Source organism: Bradyrhizobium sp. ORS 375 (genome assembly GCF_000239775.1).
In the GTDB taxonomy this organism is placed as follows: Bacteria; Pseudomonadota; Alphaproteobacteria; order Rhizobiales; family Xanthobacteraceae; genus Bradyrhizobium.
The window spans coordinates 1-1,276 of the sequence record NZ_CAFI01000484.1; the positions used below are offsets into that span (position 1 = coordinate 1).

The following is a 1,276-nucleotide window of genomic DNA, read 5'->3' on the forward strand; positions in this document are numbered from 1 at the left end:
CAAGCTCATAGTCTCAGGCTTTCAGCACCTCAACGCCGGGCAGCGGCTTGCCTTCCATCCATTCGAGGAAGGCGCCGCCCGCGGTCGAGACGTAGCTGAAATCGCCGGCCACGCCGGCCTGGTTGAGCGCGGCGACGGTATCGCCGCCGCCGGCCACCGAGATCAGCTTCTTGGCCTTGGTGCGCTCCGCTGCATGCTTGGCGGCGACCATCGTGCCGCGGTCGAAAGGCGTGAGCTCGAAGGCGCCGACCGGGCCGTTCCACACCAGGGTCGCGGCGTCGTCGATCGCGGCGTGGATGCGCGCGGTCGATTGCGGGCCGACGTCGAGGATCATGCTGTCTGGCGGGATCGCGTCGAGGCCGTAGGCGAACGACGGCGAGTTGGCCGCGAAGTGGAACGACACCGTCGCATCGACGGGCAGGATGATGGCGCAGTTGGCCGCTTCCGCCTTGTCCATGATCCGCAGCGCGGTCGCGGCGAGATCCTTCTCGGCCAGCGACTTGCCGATCTGCACGCCCTGCGCATGCAGGAACGTGTTGGCCATGCCGCCGCCGATCACCAGCGCATCGACCTTGGTGACGAGGTTTTCCAACAGGTCGATCTTGGTGGAGACCTTGGCGCCGCCGACGATCGCGATCACCGGCTTGGCCGGACGTCCCAGCGCCTTGTCGAGCGCGTCGAGCTCGGCCTGCATGGTGCGGCCGGCATAGGCCGGCAGCTTGTGGCCGAGACCTTCGGTCGAGGCATGGGCGCGGTGCGCGGCGGAAAACGCGTCGTTGACCCAGATGTCGCCGAGCTTGGCGAGCTCCGCGACGAACGCCGGATCGTTCTTTTCTTCCTCTTTGTGGAAGCGCGTGTTCTCCAGACACAGTACGTCGCCGTCCTTCAGCGCGGCGATCGCGTTCGCCGCAGGCTCGCCGATGCAGTCATCGGCGAAGGCGACGGGACGCTTGATCACTTGCGACAGCGCGGCCGCGACCGGCTTCAGCGAGTCCTTGGCGTCGCGGCCCTTCGGCCGGCCGAAATGGGCGAGCAGGATCACCTTGCCGCCCTTGTCGGCGATCTCGTTGATGGTCGGCGCAACGCGCTCCAGGCGCGTGGCATCGCTGACGTGGCCATTCTCCATGGGCACGTTGAGATCGACGCGCAGCAGCACGCGCTTGCCTTTGACGTCGACGTCGTCGAGGGTTCGGAATTTTGTCATTGAAGCCACCGTGGAACGAGGGACTGGAACGTGACGCGTCGTAGTTGGATCAAGTGGCGATCGCGGAGCTCG

At 66.5% G+C, this 1,276-nt stretch carries 1 protein-coding gene; it reads right to left on the reverse strand.

Translation table 11 applies throughout. The features are described 5' to 3' along the window. Positions 1-13: 13 nt before the first annotated feature. A complete protein-coding gene (locus tag BRAO375_RS33845; protein WP_009031924.1) occupies positions 14-1,204 on the reverse strand; it encodes a phosphoglycerate kinase in 1,191 nt (396 codons plus the stop codon). Positions 1,205-1,276 lie beyond the last annotated feature (72 nt).